Origin of the sequence: Azospirillum himalayense (assembly GCF_042657465.1) — a bacterium.
In the GTDB taxonomy this organism is placed as follows: domain Bacteria; phylum Pseudomonadota; class Alphaproteobacteria; order Azospirillales; family Azospirillaceae; genus Azospirillum; species Azospirillum himalayense.
Genome location: NZ_JBHSLC010000010.1, coordinates 15,788 through 32,662, shown reverse-complemented (window position 1 = coordinate 32,662; position 16,875 = coordinate 15,788). Strand labels below are relative to the sequence as shown.

General features: G+C 68.1%; 15 protein-coding genes. 4 read left to right on the top strand and 11 right to left on the bottom strand.

The genetic code is table 11. The features are described 5' to 3' along the window. The first annotated feature begins 54 nt into the window (after positions 1 to 54). Together ACFPMG_RS07405 and ACFPMG_RS07400 are read left to right on the top strand one after the other, a co-directional pair. A complete protein-coding gene (locus tag ACFPMG_RS07405) occupies positions 55 to 744 on the top strand; it encodes a hypothetical protein (protein WP_376994545.1) in 690 nt (229 codons plus the stop codon). Between the two features lie 186 nt (positions 745 to 930). Then, on the top strand, positions 931 to 1,695 hold the full coding sequence (locus ACFPMG_RS07400) for a metallophosphoesterase family protein (protein WP_376994544.1): 765 nt from the start codon (positions 931 to 933) through the stop codon (positions 1,693 to 1,695). Between the two features lie 25 nt (positions 1,696 to 1,720). Here the strand turns inward: ACFPMG_RS07400 and ACFPMG_RS07395 are convergent, their stop codons facing one another. Continuing rightward, complete coding sequence (locus ACFPMG_RS07395; RefSeq protein WP_376994543.1) at positions 1,721 to 2,629, bottom strand: LysR family transcriptional regulator; 909 nt, start codon at positions 2,627 to 2,629, stop codon at positions 1,721 to 1,723. A 136-nt stretch (positions 2,630 to 2,765) separates the two neighbouring features. Here ACFPMG_RS07395 and ACFPMG_RS07390 point away from each other — a divergent pair, with 136 nt between their 5' ends. Beyond that, positions 2,766 to 3,767, top strand: coding sequence for an aldo/keto reductase (locus ACFPMG_RS07390; RefSeq protein WP_376994542.1), 1,002 nt, complete (start codon positions 2,766 to 2,768; stop codon positions 3,765 to 3,767). A 107-nt stretch (positions 3,768 to 3,874) separates the two neighbouring features. On the opposite strand, the gene pyk is transcribed toward ACFPMG_RS07390, so the two are convergent. The 3 genes from pyk to ACFPMG_RS07375 all read right to left on the bottom strand — a co-directional run bounded on the left by pyk (position 3,875) and on the right by ACFPMG_RS07375 (position 7,630). After that, positions 3,875 to 5,293, bottom strand: coding sequence for a pyruvate kinase (pyk, locus tag ACFPMG_RS07385; protein WP_174438207.1), 1,419 nt, complete (start codon positions 5,291 to 5,293; stop codon positions 3,875 to 3,877). A 284-nt stretch (positions 5,294 to 5,577) separates the two neighbouring features. Beyond that, positions 5,578 to 5,820, bottom strand: coding sequence for an alpha/beta hydrolase fold domain-containing protein (locus ACFPMG_RS07380; protein WP_376994541.1), 243 nt, complete (start codon positions 5,818 to 5,820; stop codon positions 5,578 to 5,580). 397 nt (positions 5,821 to 6,217) lie between these two features. Beyond that, the gene (locus ACFPMG_RS07375; RefSeq protein ID WP_376994540.1) at positions 6,218 to 7,630 is read right to left on the bottom strand and encodes an FAD/NAD(P)-binding protein; all 1,413 of its coding nucleotides are present in this window, start codon (positions 7,628 to 7,630) and stop codon (positions 6,218 to 6,220) included. 188 nt (positions 7,631 to 7,818) lie between these two features. Between ACFPMG_RS07375 and ACFPMG_RS07370 the strand changes: the two genes are divergently transcribed. Further along, on the top strand, positions 7,819 to 8,829 hold the full coding sequence (locus tag ACFPMG_RS07370; protein WP_376994539.1) for a C-terminal binding protein: 1,011 nt from the start codon (positions 7,819 to 7,821) through the stop codon (positions 8,827 to 8,829). Between the two features lie 10 nt (positions 8,830 to 8,839). Here the strand turns inward: ACFPMG_RS07370 and ACFPMG_RS07365 are convergent, their stop codons facing one another. The 7 genes from ACFPMG_RS07365 to ACFPMG_RS07335 all read right to left on the bottom strand — a co-directional run bounded on the left by ACFPMG_RS07365 (position 8,840) and on the right by ACFPMG_RS07335 (position 16,428). Continuing rightward, on the bottom strand, positions 8,840 to 9,922 hold the full coding sequence (locus ACFPMG_RS07365; RefSeq protein WP_376994538.1) for a malate/lactate/ureidoglycolate dehydrogenase: 1,083 nt from the start codon (positions 9,920 to 9,922) through the stop codon (positions 8,840 to 8,842). A 2-nt stretch (positions 9,923 to 9,924) separates the two neighbouring features. Further along, positions 9,925 to 11,166: a threonine synthase gene (locus ACFPMG_RS07360; RefSeq protein WP_376994537.1), complete on the bottom strand. Its 1,242-nt coding sequence runs from the start codon at positions 11,164 to 11,166 to the stop codon at positions 9,925 to 9,927. Positions 11,167 to 11,341: 175 nt separating this feature from the next. Next, positions 11,342 to 12,238, bottom strand: coding sequence for an ABC transporter permease (locus ACFPMG_RS07355; RefSeq protein ID WP_376994536.1), 897 nt, complete (start codon positions 12,236 to 12,238; stop codon positions 11,342 to 11,344). Next, positions 12,235 to 13,083, bottom strand: a complete 849-nt coding sequence (locus ACFPMG_RS07350; RefSeq protein WP_376994535.1) for an ABC transporter ATP-binding protein — start codon at positions 13,081 to 13,083, stop codon at positions 12,235 to 12,237. The genes ACFPMG_RS07355 and ACFPMG_RS07350 overlap by 4 nt, the downstream gene beginning before the upstream one ends. 4 nt (positions 13,084 to 13,087) lie before the next feature. Then, positions 13,088 to 14,110 (bottom strand): ABC transporter substrate-binding protein, encoded by a 1,023-nt coding sequence (locus ACFPMG_RS07345; RefSeq protein WP_376994534.1) that lies wholly within the window; start codon positions 14,108 to 14,110, stop codon positions 13,088 to 13,090. Positions 14,111 to 14,322: 212 nt separating this feature from the next. Beyond that, positions 14,323 to 15,225, bottom strand: a complete 903-nt coding sequence (locus tag ACFPMG_RS07340) for a TauD/TfdA dioxygenase family protein (RefSeq protein ID WP_376994533.1) — start codon at positions 15,223 to 15,225, stop codon at positions 14,323 to 14,325. Positions 15,226 to 15,315: 90 nt separating this feature from the next. Further along, positions 15,316 to 16,428, bottom strand: a complete 1,113-nt coding sequence (locus ACFPMG_RS07335; RefSeq protein WP_376994532.1) for an ABC transporter substrate-binding protein — start codon at positions 16,426 to 16,428, stop codon at positions 15,316 to 15,318. Between the last annotated feature and the right edge of the window lie 447 nt (positions 16,429 to 16,875).

Below are 16,875 nucleotides of genomic sequence, written 5' to 3'. Positions count from 1 at the left end.
GCCCTGGTAGCGTCCCCCGTTCAGATCATGCGCCGGAGGAGGATTCATTTGCCGATGACGCGCCGGATCGGGCTGTTCCTGTTGATGGCCGCGCTGGGAACGGCCACGTCCGCCCTGGCCGTGGAGGCCCCGGCCTCCAACACTGTCTCCGATGCCGTCTGCGCCGGAGAAGGCGCCGGGCGGCGCTGCACCGTGTCAGCCGTCCAGCCCTTCCCCGACAACCGCGGCGGTCTCGGCGAGCTGAGCATCAGCGCGGTGCGCGACGCGGCCTGCACCTCCCTCTACATCGTGTTCGACGAGCCCATCGCGCTCGCCCGCTCCATCACGTTGACGGTGGACGGCGCTCCGCCGCAGCGTTTCTACACACCGCGGCAGCTCTCCGACCTCGCCGATGCACTCGACGAAGCAGGCCAGCCGGACACGGCGCAAGAAGGGGCGCCACCCGAATTCACGCGCTTCCTGATTCAGGTGGCCGAGGGCGCTATCGCTGACGAGGACGCCGGAACGGAGATGCTGAGGCGCTTCGCCGCCATCAAGGAGCCGCGGCGCATCGGCCTGACCTGCGGCCCGATGGAGCGCCTGATGCCGCTGATCCGCTCGGACCGCCCGCTGCGGCTGGAGTTCCAAAAGCAGGCCGGCGGCGCGACGCAGGTCTATCACTGGCCGCGGCTCGACCGGCGGACCGTGGAGTTCCGACTGGGCGGCCTGCTGGAGACGCTGGACCGCGCCATGCCTGGTTCCTGACCGCACCACTTGGATTAACCATTCAGGCCGCTTGACCGCACCCACTCTTTGCCGTCCGACTCGCCCCATGAGGATGAATTCGGTAAAGGCGGTCCGGGCAAGCGGGTGTCCGACTTGAGTGCGCGCACCGTCATCCCCATCCTGTGAAGGCAGGATCCACTCATCGAGGACGGAGGAGAGCGGAGCGTGTTCGGCTTTGCGCGCAAACTGTGGTCGGACCCGGAACCCACCGCGAGCCATGTGCCGCGGGGCGTGCGCGTCTACGCGGTGGGCGACATCCACGGCCGCCTGGATCTGCTGGACCAGTTGCTGGCGCAGATCGACCGCGACGCGGTGAGCGGCGCCGACCTTGTCAAATATCTGGTTTTTCTCGGCGACTATGTGGACCGCGGTCCGGATTCCGCGATGGTCATCGAACGGCTGTGCCGGGAGCCCCTGCCCGGCTTCGGCGCCATCCACCTGCGCGGCAACCACGAGGCCGCGATGATGGACTTCATCGAGAAGCCGGAGGCCGGGCCGGACTGGCTGGAGTATGGCGGGCGGGCGACGCTGGCCAGCTACGGCGTGCCGGCCCCCGCCGAGGACGCGCCGCCGGAGCATGTGGACGAAGCCCGCCAGCGCTTCGCCGCGGCCCTGCCGCCCCATCACCGGGCCTTCCTGGCCGGGCTGCGCTCCAGCGTCGCCATCGGCGATTATCTGTTCGTCCATGCCGGCATCCGCCCCGGCCTGCCGTTGCACCGCCAGCGGGACGAGGATCTGCTGTGGATCCGGCGGGAATTCCTGACCTCCCACCTCGACCATGGCAAGCTCGTCGTGCACGGCCACACCATCGTCGAGCAGCCGGACATCCGCTCCAACCGCATCGGCATCGACACCGGGGCCTATGCTTCCAACCGGCTGACCGCGCTGGTTCTGGAGGGCGGGGAGCGCCGCTTCCTCTGCACCGTCTGACGCCTCACGTGCACCATCTGACGCCTCACGGCGCGGCGGCCTGACGGCGCCAGTCCTTGAGGAAGTCGAGGAAGGCGCGCAGCGACGCCGGGGGCTGGCGCCGCGAGGGGTAGTAGAGGAAAGGGCCGGGGAAGCTCTGGCTCCAGTCCTCCAGAACGGCGACGAGGCGACCGGCGGCGATGTGTTCCCGCACATACTCGTCGAAGGTCATCAGAAACCCCAACCCGTCCAGCGCCGCCCGCAACTGGATGCCGGTGTGGCCGGCGTGGAAGGGTCCGCCGGGCTGGATGCGCACGATGCGGCCGTCCTTCTCGAACTCCCAGGGCGGGTGGGCGCCGCTGGCATAGACGGTTGAGACGCTCGGCTTGCCCAGCAGGTCCTCGGGCCGCTCCGGCACCCCGAAACGGTTCAGCACGGGCGGCGCCGCGCACAGCACGAAGCGCTGCGGCGGGCCGAGCGGCACCGCGATCATGTCCTGCGCCAGATGTTCCTCGTAGCGCACGCCCGCGTCGTAGCCCTGCGCCACGATGTCGATCAGGGCGATGTCGACGGTGATTTCCAGTTCCACATCCGGAAAGCGGGTCAGGAAAGGCGTGACCATCGGGGCCAGCACGAGATCGACCGCCGGGGCCGGCGCGTTGATGCGCAGCCGCCCCGCCGGCCGCCCCTGGCGCTCCCGCAGGTCGGACAGGGCGCCGGCCACCTCGCCCAGGGCCGGTTCCAGCCGGCGGAGAAGCTGCTCCCCGGCTTCGGTCGGAGCGACGCTGCGGGTGGTGCGGTTCAGCAGGCGGACGCCGAGGTGCTCTTCCAGCTCCCGCATCCGCTGGCTGAGGCTGGAGACGGACACGCGCTGCTCCAGCGCCGCGCGGCGGAAGCTGCGGTGGCGGGCGACGGCGGCGAAGGCTTGCAGGTCGCGCAGGTCGGTGTCGTCCATTCCCTGGCTCCGATTGTTCGATGCAGTGAACAGCCTATTCGGCATTGTCCATCTTATCGGATCAATGGAGGCGGGTCATCATCCAGGGCAAGGCGGCGCTGCAATGGCGCCGCGACGGACGGAGAGGATCAGGACCATGGAACAGCGCACGCTCGGGGCTGCCGGCCCCGTCAGCTCGGTCATCGGTCTCGGCTGCATGGGCATGTCGGACTTTTACGGCCCCGCCGACCAGGAGGAGAGCATCGCCACCATCCACGCGGCGCTCGACGCCGGGATCACCCTGCTCGACACCGGCGACTTCTACGGCATGGGGCACAATGAACTGCTCATCCGCGACGCCCTGCGCGGGCGCGACCGCGACGGGCTGCTCATCAGCGTCAAGTTCGGCGCCCTGCGCGACCCGCAGATGGGCTGGAACGGCTACGACTCCCGCCCGGCGGCGGTGAAGAACTTCCTGACCTACTCGCTGCGCCGGCTGGGGGTGGACCACATCGACATCTACCGCCCGGCGCGGCTCGACCCGAGTGTTCCCATCGAGGACACGGTCGGCGCCATGGCCGACATGGTCAAGGCCGGCTACATCCGCCACATCGGCCTGTCGGAGGTCGGTCCGGAGACCATCCGCCGCGCCGCCGCGGTGCACCCGATCAGCGACCTGCAGATCGAATACTCCCTGATCTCCCGCGGCATTGAGGAGGCCATCCTGCCCACCTGCCGGGAGCTTGGCATCGGCGTCACCGCCTACGGCGTGCTGTCGCGCGGCCTGATCAGCGGCCATTGGAGCAAGGACCGCACGGGACAGGATTTCCGCAGCCGCAGCCCGCGCTTCCAGGGCGAAAACCTGGACCGGAACTTGGCGCTGGTGGAGCGTTTGCGGGACATCGCCCAGCGCATCGGCGGTTCGGTCGCCCAGGTCGCCATCGCCTGGGTGGCGGCTCAGGGCCGCGACATCGTCCCGCTGGTCGGCGCCCGCCGCCGTGACCGTCTGTCCGAGGCGCTGGGCGCCCCGGACCTCACCCTGTCGGCGGAGGATCTGGCGCAGCTGGCCGAAGCCCTGCCGCCCGGCGCCGCAGCGGGCGAGCGCTACCCGGCGGCGCAGCTCGCCCATATGGACAGCGAGACGTACAAGAAGCCGTAAGGTTTGCCCCCACCCCGGCCCTCCCCCCGCTTTCGCGGGAGAGGGAGATTTGTCCCCTCCCCTGCGAAGCGGGGGAGGGTTAGGGAGGGGGCACCGTTGCCGGCGCCTTACCCCTCGACCTGCACCACGCGCAGGTTGTTGGTGGTCCCGGCCTGCGCGAAGGGAATGCCGGCCACCACGACCATCTGGTCGTTGGGCTTGGCAAAGCCCTCCTCCTTGGCGAAGCCCAGCGCCCGCTCGACCATCTCCTCGTAGGTGTGGATGTCGGCGGACAGGACGCTGTGCGCCCCCCACAGCAGGGACAGGCGGCGCGACACCGCGGCGTGCGGCGTGATCGCCAGGATCGGCACCGCCGGACGCCGGCGGGCGATGCGCGCCGCCGTGGTGCCGCTGGAGGTGTAGGCGACGATGGTCGATGCGTGGATCACCTCGGCCAGATCGGCGGCGGCGGCGGCCACCGCGTGCGGCGCCGTCTGCTCCTCGCCGGGGTCGGAGGCGTCGATGATCGAGCGGTAGAGCTTGTGCTGCTCGGTGCTGCGGATGATGCGGTCCATCATCTCCACGGCCTCCACCGGGAAGGCGCCGCTGGCCGATTCCGCCGACAGCATCACCGCGTCGGCGCCGTCATAAATGGCGGTCGCCACGTCGGACGCCTCGGCCCGCGTCGGGGTCGGCGCGTTGACCATGGAATCGAGCATCTGCGTCGCCACGATCACCGGCTTCACGGCGAGGCGGCAGGCGCGCACCAGCTCCTTCTGGCGGCCCGGCACCTCCTCATGCGGGATCTCGACGCCCAGGTCGCCGCGGGCGACCATGACCGAATCCGACAGGCGGATGATGTCGTCGATGCGGTCGAGCGCCGCCGGTTTCTCGATCTTCGACATCAGCCCGGCGCGGTCGCCGATCAGCCCGCGGGCCTCCAGCAGGTCCGCCGGCTTCTGCACGAAGGACATCGCCACCCAGTCGACGCCCAGTTCCAGCCCGAAGGCGAGGTCGACGCGGTCCTTGGCGGTCAGCGGCGACAGTTCCAGCACCGTGTCGGGCAGATTGACGCCCTTGCGGTTGGAGATGGTTCCACCGATCACCACCTTGGCGTCGATGTAATCGTCGCCCAGCCCGGTCACGGCGACGCGCACGCGCCCGTCGTCGATCAGCAGATTGTGGCCCGGCATCACCGCGGCGAAGATTTCCGGATGGGGCAGCGGGATCGCGGTCTTGTCGCCGTCGGCGCCGGACAGGACGAAGCGGATTGATTCACCGGCGGCGACGGTGATCTTGCCGTCACGGATGGTGCCGACGCGGATCTTCGGGCCCTGCAGGTCCTGAAGGATGCCGATGGGACGGCCCATCTCGGCCTCAAGGGCGCGGATGGCGGCGTGGACCTTAGCGTGATCCTCGTGCGTCCCATGGCTGAAATTCAGGCGGAAGGTATCGACGCCGGCCAGGAACAGCCGCTTCAGCATCTCGGGGGTGTTGCTGGCGGGACCGACCGTGGCAACGATCTTCGCGCGGCGGTGACGACGCATATAATTTCGGCCTCTTCGGGCCGCCTCCTTGATGGAGTGTCGAACGGCGGGCATGCCGGGTGGGAAGCGGGCGGTCATGGATCCGCCCGGCTGCCGTTCACATTGGTGGATGAACGCCCGCTGACAACCACCAGGGCCGCAATAATGCCCGGCTGTGGCCTCGCCGCCGCCGGGCTCCGCTTCATGTGGCCGCGCGCTGCGCGCACCCTTGCTGATGAATGCCTCCCACATGGCAACCGATCCGACGCCGGACAGACGGGGCATTAGGCGGGGCATTCGGAAGGTCAGGCGGTCAGGTGGCGTCGCACCGCAAGGGCGGCCTGCAGAAGGCGAGACCGAGGGCAAGATTGGACCCGGCGGAGTCGCCGCCCACCGCGATCCGGTCCGGGTCGATGCCATGCGCGCCCTCCGGCGGCAACCCAGCGCAGGGCGGCCAGAGCCTCCTCATGCTGATGCGGAAAGCGGCGCTCCGGCGCCAGGCTGTAGCGCACCGCGCAGACCACCGCGCCGCTGTGCCGGGCGAGCATCCGCAACAGCCGGTCACGATCACCTCCGTCACGTCCGTGCGAAGCGGCGTGGGGCCGTTCAGAAAGGCGTGGTAACGCTCCGCCGCCGCGCGGGCTTCGGCGAGCGGGAGGCTCAAGGGATCGGCGGGGGCGGCACCGAGACGGGCCGCCGCCTCGTTCATCGCGATCACCTGCGGGTCCGGGCGTTCCACCGCGGGCCGCAAAATCGGGTCCGGCATGACGTCCTCCCTCACAACCGAAGCGACGGCCAGCGGCCGCGCGAACCGGGAGCGATGCCGGCCCACCGGAAACGCCTCCGGCTGCCGGGTCGGAATCAACACTGGACTTCATGATAGACCCATTTAATCTATCATTGGAATATGTTTTATGGTTCTATATTGACTTACTAGTATTGTATTTATGCGGAGAGGCATTCCCTCGCGCTCCGGCGCAGGAGAGCCAGCGCGGCGTCCGCGCATTGGCTGCGCAGTTCGGGCACCGCGGTCATCTCCCAGAACGGTGCCCGGCTGACCGGGCCGAGCGCGAAGAGGCGATCGGACACCGCTCCGCCCTCCCCGATCAACGCTCCCTCCTCCGTGACGTCGAGGCCGAGGCGCAGCGGATCGGGACGGGCCAGACCCTGCTGGAGCAAGGCGCGCATCAGCGGATGGCGGATGCGCCCGAAGTCGCATTCGGTGCCGGTCGCGTTGACGATGGCGCCCACGGTCCGCGTCCATAGCGCGTCTTCGGCACCCCGCGCGCGGACCGTCGCCTCCACCCCGTCGGAGGTCGGTGCCAGCGACTGGAGGCGGCCGGCACGGACGGTCAGCTGTCCGCTCGCGCGCAGGGCCTCGACGCGGGCGGCCACCTCCGGCGCCATGCGGTGGCGGTGGACTTCCCAATAGGGCCGGGCGTGGCGCAGGAAGCGTTGCCGCTCCTCCATCGGCAGATGCTTCCAGATCAGCGGATGGAAGGGCCGCAGCGAATCGAAGGCGGCGCGCCAGTCCAGTCCTTCCTCCCGCGCGCGGCGGACGTCGGCCTTCAGGGCGATCAGCACGTCCAGCACCGTGCCGGGCATCGTCTGGGGATGGACGAAGCTCTTGAAGGGACGCGTCTCCAGATGGGTGGTGGGCAGCAGCCCGCGGCGCGACAGCGCCAGGATCGGCCCGCGGTGGCCCTGGTTCTCCAGGGACAGCACCACGTCGACCATCGTCAGCCCGGTGCCCAGGATCAGCACCGGCGCGTCCGGGTCGATGGCGGCGACGGCCTCGCGGTTCCAGGGATCGCCGACGAAGCGCTCCGACGCGAAGACCTCCGGCGCCGCGATGCGCGGCGGCGACGGCGGAAAATGCCCGACGCAGAGCACCGCCCGACCCACCGCAAGGCTCGTCCCGTCGGCGAGGCTCAATCGGACGCCGCCCTCCACCGCCGCATCGACGGCCTCCGCCCGCACCGTGTCGAGCGTCACATGGGCGGGGGCCTCCGCCAGCGCCTCGCGCAGGACGTCCTGGATGTACTCGCCATAGAGGCGGCGCGACACGAAGGCGTGGCCGCTGGGCGGCACGTCGCCACCGAGGTCCTTCGCCCACAGCCAGCGCAGGAAATGGCGCGGGTCGTCGGGATAGGCACTCATGTTGTAGGCGCGCACGTTCAGCAGATGCGCCGCGCTGCCGGTGGAATAGGCCAGCCCGGTGCCGAGCGTGCCGGCGCGTTCGATCAGATGGATGCGCGTCGGCTCCTCCGCCTTGCGCAGAAGGTGGGCCGCCAGGATACTGCCGGTGAAGCCGGCGCCGACGATGGCGATGCTGTGCGCGGTGTCATGGGACGGCATGCTCGTCGTTCCTCTCCCTGTGTCCAGCACCCCGCGGGGCGCCCCCGAATTGACATCATTAGAGCACCATGAATTCCTATTTAACAAGTTGGCATTTGCCGCATCGCATGTGCTTTCATATGCTGTGCGCCAAAAACAACTTGTAGAATTTGTTGATTCCCCTCGACCATCAGGACCCGGACCGCAGAATGACCATGGGCAAGCGTGCACCCTTCGTCGTCGGAATCACCGACCACATGATCCCCCCGCCGGACCTGGAGGCGGCGGTTCTTGACGGCTGTGCCGAGGTGGATTTCCTCGACACCCGCCGGGAGGAGGATCTGGACCCGGAGCGTCTGGCCCGGCTCGACGCGCTGCTGGTGTGGAGCACCCGCATCGGCCCGGCGACGGTGGCCAAACTGCCGCGCTGCCACATCGTCGTGCGGTTCGGGGTCGGCTACGACAAGGTCGACGTGGCGGCGCTGGAGGCCGCGGGCATTCCTTTCTGCAACAACCCGGATTACGGGACGGAGGAGGTGGCCGACCATGCCGTCTCCCTGCTGCTCTCCCTACAGCGCCGCCTGTGGGAGCATGACGCCCGCGCCCGCGGCTACAGCACGACGTGGCAGGCCAACACCCTGTCCCCGCTGCGGCGGTCGAGCGCGGCGACGGTCGGCGTCGTCGGCGTGGGGCGGATCGGCACGGCGGTGGTGAACCGGCTGAAGCCCTTCGGCTACCGCATCCTCGGCTACGATCCGCAGCAGCCCGCCGGGCACGAGAAGGCGGTCGGCTACCGCCGCGTCCGCCGGCTGGACGAGTTGCTGGCCGAATCCGACATCGTGACCTTCCATTGTCCGCTGACGCCGGAGACCCGCGGCCTGATCGACGCGGACTTCCTGGCGAAGCTGAAGCCCGGCGCCCTGCTGGTCAACACGGCGCGCGGTGAGATGTTCGCCGGCCTCGACCCGCTGGAGGCGGCGCTGCGCAGCGGCCAGGTCGCCGCGGTGGGGACGGACGTGCTGCCGACCGAACCGCCCGCCCCTCACCCGCTGTTGGACGCGTGGCGCCGGCGGGAGTCCTGGCTGGAAGGCCGTCTCGTGATCACGCCGCACAACGCCTTCCATTCCGACGAAGCGGCGATCGAGATGCGCCGCAACGCCGCCGAGACCGCCCGCCTGTTCCTGGAGGACGGGGTTCTGCGCAACCGCATCCTGCCCTGACCCCATCCGGTCAGGTCTCCAGGAAAGCCGGAACGTCGAGGCCGAGCGCGCTCCCGATGTCGTGCAAGGCGCGCACGGTATCGGGGTCGAGCGTGATGCCGTGCTCCGCGGCCAGCGCCCGGCTCCGCCGCTCCGGCCCGCCGGGCACCAGCACGCCGTCACCGCCCGGCACCGGCGGGGTGTCCTGGATGTGGTCCAGCACCGCGTCGGTCAACGCCTGCCAGCCGCCGTTCCCCGCGTTGGCCCCCGCCTCGGCCACCCGCGCCGGGTCGATCAGGAAGGCCAGCGCGTTGTTCACCACCCGGCCTGGACGCAGATTCTCCGGCAGGGCCGGAAGTCCGCCGGCCAAGGCCCCGGCGAGGATCTCGCAGGCCAGCGCCAGCCCGTAACCCTTATGCCCGCCAAAGGGCAGGATGGCGCCGGTCGGGTCGCGGAACATCACGCCGGGGTCGCGCGTCGGCGCGCCCCGCTCGTCGATCAGCAGGCCATCGGCGACCTCCTTGCCGGACGCGGCGGCGACGCGGCACTTGTTGGCCGCCACCGCGCTGGTCGCGAAATCCAGCAGGAAGGGCGGATGGCCCGGTGTGGCGGGAACGGCGATGCAGATCGGGTTGGTGCCCAGCCGCGGCCGCCCGCCGCCATGGGGTGCGGCCAGCGGGCGGCTGACCACGTTGACGAAGAAGACGCCGATCACGCCGGCCGCGATGCACTGCTCGCCATAGGCGCCGACGCGCCCGATGTGGTGAGCGTTGCGCAGGGCGAGCACACAGGCCCCGCCGGCCTTGGCCCGCTTGATGGCGAGGTCCGTCGCCTCCCGCGCGATCACCTGCCCATAGCCGACATCGCCTTCGACCACCAGGAACGGCACCTCGTCGCGGACGACGCGGGCGTGCCGGTTGGGTTGCAGGTGGCCCAGCTCCAGGCTCTTCGCGTAGACGGCGATCTGGCACACGCCGTGGCTGGCGTGACCGGTGGCGTCGGAGTCCACGAGGTTGGCGGCGACGATGGCCGCCTCCTCCGGGCTGCTGCCGGATCGTTGCAGGATGGCGTCGAGAAGAGCCACCAGACGGTCCGCCGCGTAAGGACCACTCATCCTCAGAACACCGAATAGTCGATGGGCTGGTGGCGGTCGAGCGTCCGGTGAACGGGCGGCAGCGGGTATTTCAGCCCGGTCGCGCAGTTGAACAGCACGGCGCGCTCGTCGCGGCCCACCCGCCCATCGGCCAGCGCCTGCTTGTAGGCGGCGTAGGTGGCGGCGCCCTCCGGGCAGAGCAGGAATCCCTCCTCCCGCGCCGCCTCGTCCAGGGCCGCCTGGATGGCCTCGTCGGGCACGGCGACGGCGAAGCCGCCGCTCTCCCGCACCGCGCGCAGGATCAGGAAATCGCCCACCGCCTGCGGCACGCGGATGCCGGACGCGATGGTGTGAGCGTCCTGCCACCGCGGCGCGTGCTCCTCGCCGGCCTCGTACGCACGGACCATCGGGGCGCAGCCGGCGGCCTGAACGGCGACCATGCGCGGGCGCTTGGACCCGATGAAGCCGATGGCCTCCAGCTCCGCGAAGGCCTTCCACATGCCGATCAGGCCGGTGCCGCCGCCGGTCGGGTAGAAGATGACGTCCGGCACCTCCCAGCCGAGCTGCTCGGCCAGCTCAAGCCCCATGGTCTTCTTGCCCTCGATCCGGTAGGGCTCCTTCAGTGTGGAGACGTCGAACCAGCCGGCCTTGGCCTTGCCCTCCCCCACGATCTTGCCGCAGTCGTCGATCAGCCCGTTGACCCGGTAGACGGTGGCGCCCTGGAGTTCGATCTCGGAGACGTTGACCTCCGGCGTGTCCTCCGGGCAGAAGATCGTCGTCTTGATGCCCGCCCGCGTCGCGTAGGCGGCCAGCGCTGCGCCGGCGTTGCCGTTGGTCGGCATGGCCATGTGCGCGATGCCGAAGGCCTTCGCCATGGACACCGCCATGACCAGCCCGCGCGCCTTGAAGGAACCGGTGGGCAGACGCCCCTCGTCCTTCACCAGCAGTTCCGCCGCTCCCAGCTTGGCGGCGAGCTTGGGCAGCGCGACCAGCGGGGTCACCGCCTCGCCCAGGCTGACGATGTCCTCCACATGGCGCACCGGCAGCAGTTCACGATAGCGCCACAGATCCTGCGGGCGTTCGGCCAGCGCGTCCTTGGTCAGCGCGCCGCGCACCCCCTCCAGATCGTAGCGGACCAGCAGCGGCTTGCCGGCCTTGGACAGGTTGTGGACGGTGTCGGCCTCGTACCGCTCGCCGGTGTAGGCGCATTCCAGATGCGTGACGAAGGTCGGGCGCTCGGTGGTCAGGTTGCTGTCGAAAGGCACGGATGGATTTCCTTGCTGAAGAATCCCCTCTCCCGCCCCGGGAGAGGGTGCCCGCGAAGCGGGCGGGTGAGGGTCGCGCAAGGATCGAACCACTGATCCGCGCCGGCACCCTCACCCTCCCGCCGCGGAGCGGCAGGCCCCTCCCTCTCCCGGGGCGGGAGAGGGGTTTTGGTTGCTAGCGGACCATGCCCCACTTGCGGACGGTGTGGGTCTCGATCCAGCGGAAGACGACGTTCTCGACGACGAGGCCGATCAGGATCACGGTGACGAGCCCGGCGAACACCTTGTCGATGTACAGCTCGTTGCGGTTCTGGAAGATGAACCAGCCCAGCCCGCCCTTGCCCGACGAGACGCCGAACACCAGCTCCGCCGCGATCAGCGTCCGCCAGGCGAAGGCCCAGCCGACCTTCAGCCCGGTCAGGATCGCCGGAAAGGCCGCTGGAATCAGCATCGTGACGACGTAGCGGATGCCGCTCAGTCCGTAATTCCGCCCGGCCATGCGCAGCGTCTCCGACACCGAGGTGAAGCCGGCGTGGGTGTTCAGCGCCAGCGGCCACAGCACGGCGTGGACCAGAACGAAGGTCAGGCTGACCGCGCCCAGCCCGAACCACAGCATGGCGATGGGCAGCAGCGCGATGGCCGGCAGCGGGTTGAACATCGAGGTCAGGGTGGACAGCACGTCGTTGCCGATGCGCGTGGACACCGCGAAGCTGGTCAGCAGCACGGCCAGCACCACGGCGATGGCGTAGCCCTTCAGCAGGACCGACAGCGACACCCAGGCCATCGACAACAGGTTCTCCCGCCAGATCGCCTCCCACAGCGCGGTGACGGTGGCGGTGAAGGTCGGGAACATCAGCGGGTTGTTCTGCCACGTCGCGGCGATCTGCCAGAGCAGCGCCACCGCGGCCAGAACGGCGAAGCGGCGGAGCGCGGTGACGTTGCCGACCCGCTCCCACGGGGACAATGGGCGGGCCACGTCGCCGATGGGGCCGGTGGTGGCGACCGTCCGTTCATACTCCGGACGGACGGGGGGCACGCGGCGGCCTTGCGAAGCCAGGGACAGGCCGGTCATGAGCGCAGCCCCTTCACCGTTTCCACCTCGTCGGCGAACAGCATGGTGTGGATGCGCTGGGCGGTGTCCTGGAACGCCGGGCTGCCCACCGCAAAATGGTCGTAGCCGTCGCAGTTCAGCTCCGCCTTCACCTGCCCGGGGTGCGGCGACAGCACCAGGATGCGCGAACCGACGACCAGCGCCTCCTCGATGGAGTGGGTGACGAACAGCACGGTGAAGCGCAGATCGTCCCAGAGCTGGAGCAGCTCCTCCTGCATCTTGCGGCGGGTCAGCGCGTCCAGCGCCGCGAAGGGCTCGTCCATCAGCAGGATGTCCGGCTCCATCGCCATGGCGCGGGCTATGGCGACGCGCTGCTTCATCCCGCCCGACAGCATGTGCGGATGCACGTCGGCGAACTTGGACAGGTTCACCCGCGCGATGCAGTCCAGCGCCTTCTCCTCGGCCTCCCGGCGCGACGCCTTGCCGCTGGCGAGCAGCGGGAACATGACGTTCTGCTTGACCGTCTTCCAGGGCGGAAGCTGGTCGAACTCCTGGAACACCATCATGCGGTCCGGCCCCGGCCCGGTCACTGTGCGACCGTTCAGGCGAATGGCGCCCTCAACCGGCGCCAGGAAGCCGCCCACCGCCTTCAACAGCGAAGACTTGCCGCAACCGGACGGCCCCAGCAGGACGTAGCGTTCCGCCTGGAACACCTGGAAATCGACCCGGTAGGTCGCGGTCACCAGATGGCGGCGCGTCTTGTACTGGAGCGTCACGCCGGACACGTCCAGCAGCGGGCGTTCGGACACGCTGGCGGTGCCCACACTGTCGGTGTCCACGCTGGCGGGATAGGTGAAGGCGTTCATCGGCTCAGCTCCCGGTTTCGCCGTGCAGGTCTTCGAAGAACAGATCCTTCCAGGAGGCCGGCTTGTTCTTCATGGCGCCGACCTTGTGCATGAAGTCGGCGAAGGCGCCGACGCGGGCGGGGGCGACGGTGAACTGGTTGTCCGGGTCGTCGAGGATGCTGATGACGAAGGCCTTGTCGAGGTCGCCCCGGTTCTGCGCCAGATAAATGTCCGCCGCCACGGAATGGTCGGCGTTGATGACGTCCATCGCCTCCTTCAGCGCGCCCAGAAAGGCCTGATAGGTCTTGGGATTCTTGGTCCGGAAGGCTTCCTTCGCCCAGATCAGGTTGAAGGTGTGCAGCCCGCCCAGCACGTCGTAGGAGCTGAAGACCTTGTGGATCTTCGGATCGCGGAGCTGCTGGTACTGGAACGGCGGACCGGAGATGTGGCCGGTGATCTCCGACGAGCCGGACAGCAGGGCGGCGGTGGCGTCCGGGTGCGGCAGCGAGACGGTCAGCTTGTCGAGCGCGTCGAACTTGCCCTCACCGAACTCCTTCTCCACGGCCATCTGGAGCACGCGGGCCTGGACGCCGACCTTCACCGCCGGCAGGGCGATCTTGTCCTTGTCGGTGAAGTCCTTGAGCGTCTTGACGGTCTGGTTGGTGGTGGTCAGGAACAGCGGCATGCTGTTCAGGGCGGCGATGGCCTTGACGTTGGCGTTGCCCTTGGTGCGGTCCCAGATGGTCAGCAGCGGACCGACGCCCGCCGACCCCAGATCGATGCTGTCCGACAGCAGCGCGTCGTTCATCGCCGCGCCGCCGGAGAGCTGCACCCACTCCACGGTGACGTCGAGACCCAGCTCCTTGCCGTGCTTCTCGATCAGCTTCTGGTGGCGCAGCACATGGAGCGGCAGATAGCCCAGCCCATATTGTTCGGCGATCCGTATCCGGCCTTCCGCCGCCGCCGGACCGGCCAGCGCTGCGGCGGCAAGCCCCAGCCCGGCCAAGGCGCAGAGCGCATGGCGGATGACACGTCCAGGGTGGAACATACGAACCTCCGAAAATTTTACCTAATCTCTAGTAGGAAAATGACATCATGATTCCACGAATGATTCAACAGCGAAAATAGTCAATAAATACATATATATCATGTTATTTATGCACGAAAGAGAGTCGCGGAACCCGCGCGCCAGCCCGCCGGTTCCGCGACTCTCCGGTCCGGCACGGAGGGCGTGGCCCCTATGCCGGACCCGGCAGGATGTCAGGCGGCGAGGCTCGGCTTGCGGCCGAGCACGCGGGTCACGCTGGGACGGCCATCGACGCCGACCACCACATCACCGGCCACCGTCGTGCGGCGGACGACGCGGGGGCGGTCGCCATAATCGTCCACGGCGCGGTGGATGGTGGCGCGGTTGTCCCAGATCGCCACGTCGCCCGGCGACCAGTGCCAGCGCACCGTGTTTTCCGGGCGGGTGGCGTGGTCGGTGAAGATGCCGATCAGCCGGTTGGAATCGGAGGTGCCGAAGCCGATCAGCCGTTGCAGGAAATGCCCGACCAGCAGCGTGCGCTCGCCGGTGATCGGGTGCACGGAGACCAGCGGATGCTCCGTCTCGTAGACGGTGGAGGTGAAGACCTCGTTGAAGCGCTTCAGCCCGTCCTCATGGACGTTCCCGCGGTCGCCCACGTAATCGTACTGGTTGGTGTGGATCGCCCGCAGCTTGTCGGCCAGTTCGCGCAACGGCTCCGGCAGTTCGGCGTAGGCCGCCGCCGTGTTGCCCCACAGCGTGTCGCCGCCGCGGTCCGGCAGTTCATGCGGGCGCAGGATGGTGATGCTGGGATAATCGCCGAGGAAGGTGATGTCGGCGTGCCAGGAACTGGCGCGTTCCCCGCGGGAGCCGTCCACATCCAGGATGCCTTCGGTCCCGCCGAGCGACGGAACGGTCGGATGGCCGACCAGCTTGCCCCACAGCCGCCCGAACGCTTCCTGCTGGGCATCGTCGATGTGGTGCTGGTCGCGGATGAAGATCACCTTATGTTCATAAACGGCGTCCTGGATCGCCTTCAGCACCGCCGGATGCAGATCGCCGGACAAGGTGATGCCGCGCAGTTCGGCGCCGATGTTGCCGTTGATGGGCTTGATGTCGAAACCGTTGGAAAGGCTCATTGGAATGGCTCCATTATCAAGTATGGAATGACGTGAAGGCGGTGAACGGGCAGAGAGAGAACAGTCAGCAAGAAAAATACCGGCGCCAAGTCAGCTCCCTGTTTCGCCGTGCAGGAGCGGGAAGGTGTAGTCCTTCCATGATACCGGCTTGTTCTTGATCGAGCCGACGCGGTGCATGAAATCGGCGATCACACCGGTGTTGTGCGGAACCTGGGAGTAACTGATGTCCGGGTTGTTGAGCAGCGCCACGACCTCGTCCTGGGTCAGCTTGCTGCGCTCCTCCGCCAGATAGATACGGGCGGCCTCGGCCTTATCGTGCTTGATCAACGCAAAGCCGTCGCCCAGCGCCTTCACCACGGCGGCGGTGAGTTTCGGGTTCTCGTCGTAAAATGTCTGCGTGGCGTAGGACAGCACCAGAGTCGCTTCGCCGATCACGTCGCGCGAGTTCAGAATGCGGTGGACATTCGAATAGGCGAGTTGCTGCGACCCGTAGGTCGGGCTGGTGATATGGCCGGTGATTTCCGTCTTGCCGGAGACGAGCGCCGCGGTAGCGTCCGGGGGGCTCAGCGTCGTGGTCAGCGACTCGAAATCATATTGGTGACCTGGCCCGAATTCCTTCTCCGCCGCGATCTGAAGAATGACCGAATTGATGGAAACCTTCACCGCCGGCACCGCGATGCGGTCCTTGTCGCTCAGGTCACGGATGCTGCGGACGTTCGGGTTGTTGCTGTTGATCCAATAGGCCGAGGAATCCAACCCGGAGATGGCCTTCACGCCGATGCCGCCGCGCGTCTTGTCCCAGACGGTCAGCAGCGGCGCGATACCGGCGGAGACGATGTGGGCATTGCCGCTCAGAAGCGCGTCGTTGGCGGCCACGCCGCCGTTCAACACCAACCAGTTGACCTTGACCGGCCCGATCCCCTGCGCCTCCGCGTACTTTTCGATCAGCCCCTGATTCTTCGCGATCATCAGCGGCAGGTAGCCGAGCCCGTACTGGATGGCGATGGTCAGATCCGCCACCTCGGCCCGCCCGCTGCCGGCAGAGGCAAGGGCGACGCCCGTCACCAGGGTCAGACCGAGAAAAGCCCGCCTTGCGGTGGACCCGATCCGTTTCACCCGTGCTGTCATTGAAGCCCCCGAGATTGCGCGCCAGGATTGATTCACCCCTCGATCAGACCAATCCCGCGATGCTTCGTCAATCAAAATCTACTATTTTTATAGATTTATTCCTCCGTGAATAACTTTTAATTTTTGTCTTTTACGGAAACTGCTGCATCCCCCTTGGTGGGATGGTCACCGGTTTGCGCCGCTGTTGGACTGGCCGGCGGCATGGGGCACGACCGATACGGTCTGTATCGTGACATTCGGAGGAGAGAGATTGTCGGCTACGATGCTTGGATGGGCTGCACAGCCAGCCGGGGGCCGTCGTGGTGCAACTTGATGCGTCTTGTGCATCACAGCAGATCGATGCGCGCAGCGGCGCCCGATTGCCGGACGCTCGGTGATCGACATGGCGGGAGAGCCGGCCGCTCCGAGGCGTGGAATGCGCCACGGTCCGATTATCGCCTTCTATCCACCACCCTTCCCCTTTTCTTTCGGCACCGCCGCGGTCTGAGTCATGAATTCCGCGGTCTGAAGGCCGTAGACCTG

Coding starts and splice junctions, on each gene's coding strand:
- ACFPMG_RS07380 (WP_376994541.1), bottom strand. CDS start 5,820: ATGCTCGCCCGGCACAGCGGCGCGGTGGTCTGCGCGGTGCGCTACAGC.
- ACFPMG_RS07390 (WP_376994542.1), top strand. CDS start 2,766: ATGGAACAGCGCACGCTCGGGGCTGCCGGCCCCGTCAGCTCGGTCATC.
- ACFPMG_RS07370 (WP_376994539.1), top strand. CDS start 7,819: ATGACCATGGGCAAGCGTGCACCCTTCGTCGTCGGAATCACCGACCAC.
- ACFPMG_RS07345 (WP_376994534.1), bottom strand. CDS start 14,110: ATGTTCCACCCTGGACGTGTCATCCGCCATGCGCTCTGCGCCTTGGCC.
- ACFPMG_RS07365 (WP_376994538.1), bottom strand. CDS start 9,922: ATGAGTGGTCCTTACGCGGCGGACCGTCTGGTGGCTCTTCTCGACGCC.
- ACFPMG_RS07405 (WP_376994545.1), top strand. CDS start 55: ATGACGCGCCGGATCGGGCTGTTCCTGTTGATGGCCGCGCTGGGAACG.
- ACFPMG_RS07350 (WP_376994535.1), bottom strand. CDS start 13,083: ATGAACGCCTTCACCTATCCCGCCAGCGTGGACACCGACAGTGTGGGC.
- ACFPMG_RS07340 (WP_376994533.1), bottom strand. CDS start 15,225: ATGAGCCTTTCCAACGGTTTCGACATCAAGCCCATCAACGGCAACATC.
- ACFPMG_RS07355 (WP_376994536.1), bottom strand. CDS start 12,238: ATGACCGGCCTGTCCCTGGCTTCGCAAGGCCGCCGCGTGCCCCCCGTC.
- ACFPMG_RS07395 (WP_376994543.1), bottom strand. CDS start 2,629: ATGGACGACACCGACCTGCGCGACCTGCAAGCCTTCGCCGCCGTCGCC.
- ACFPMG_RS07375 (WP_376994540.1), bottom strand. CDS start 7,630: ATGCCGTCCCATGACACCGCGCACAGCATCGCCATCGTCGGCGCCGGC.
- pyk (WP_174438207.1), bottom strand. CDS start 5,293: ATGCGTCGTCACCGCCGCGCGAAGATCGTTGCCACGGTCGGTCCCGCC.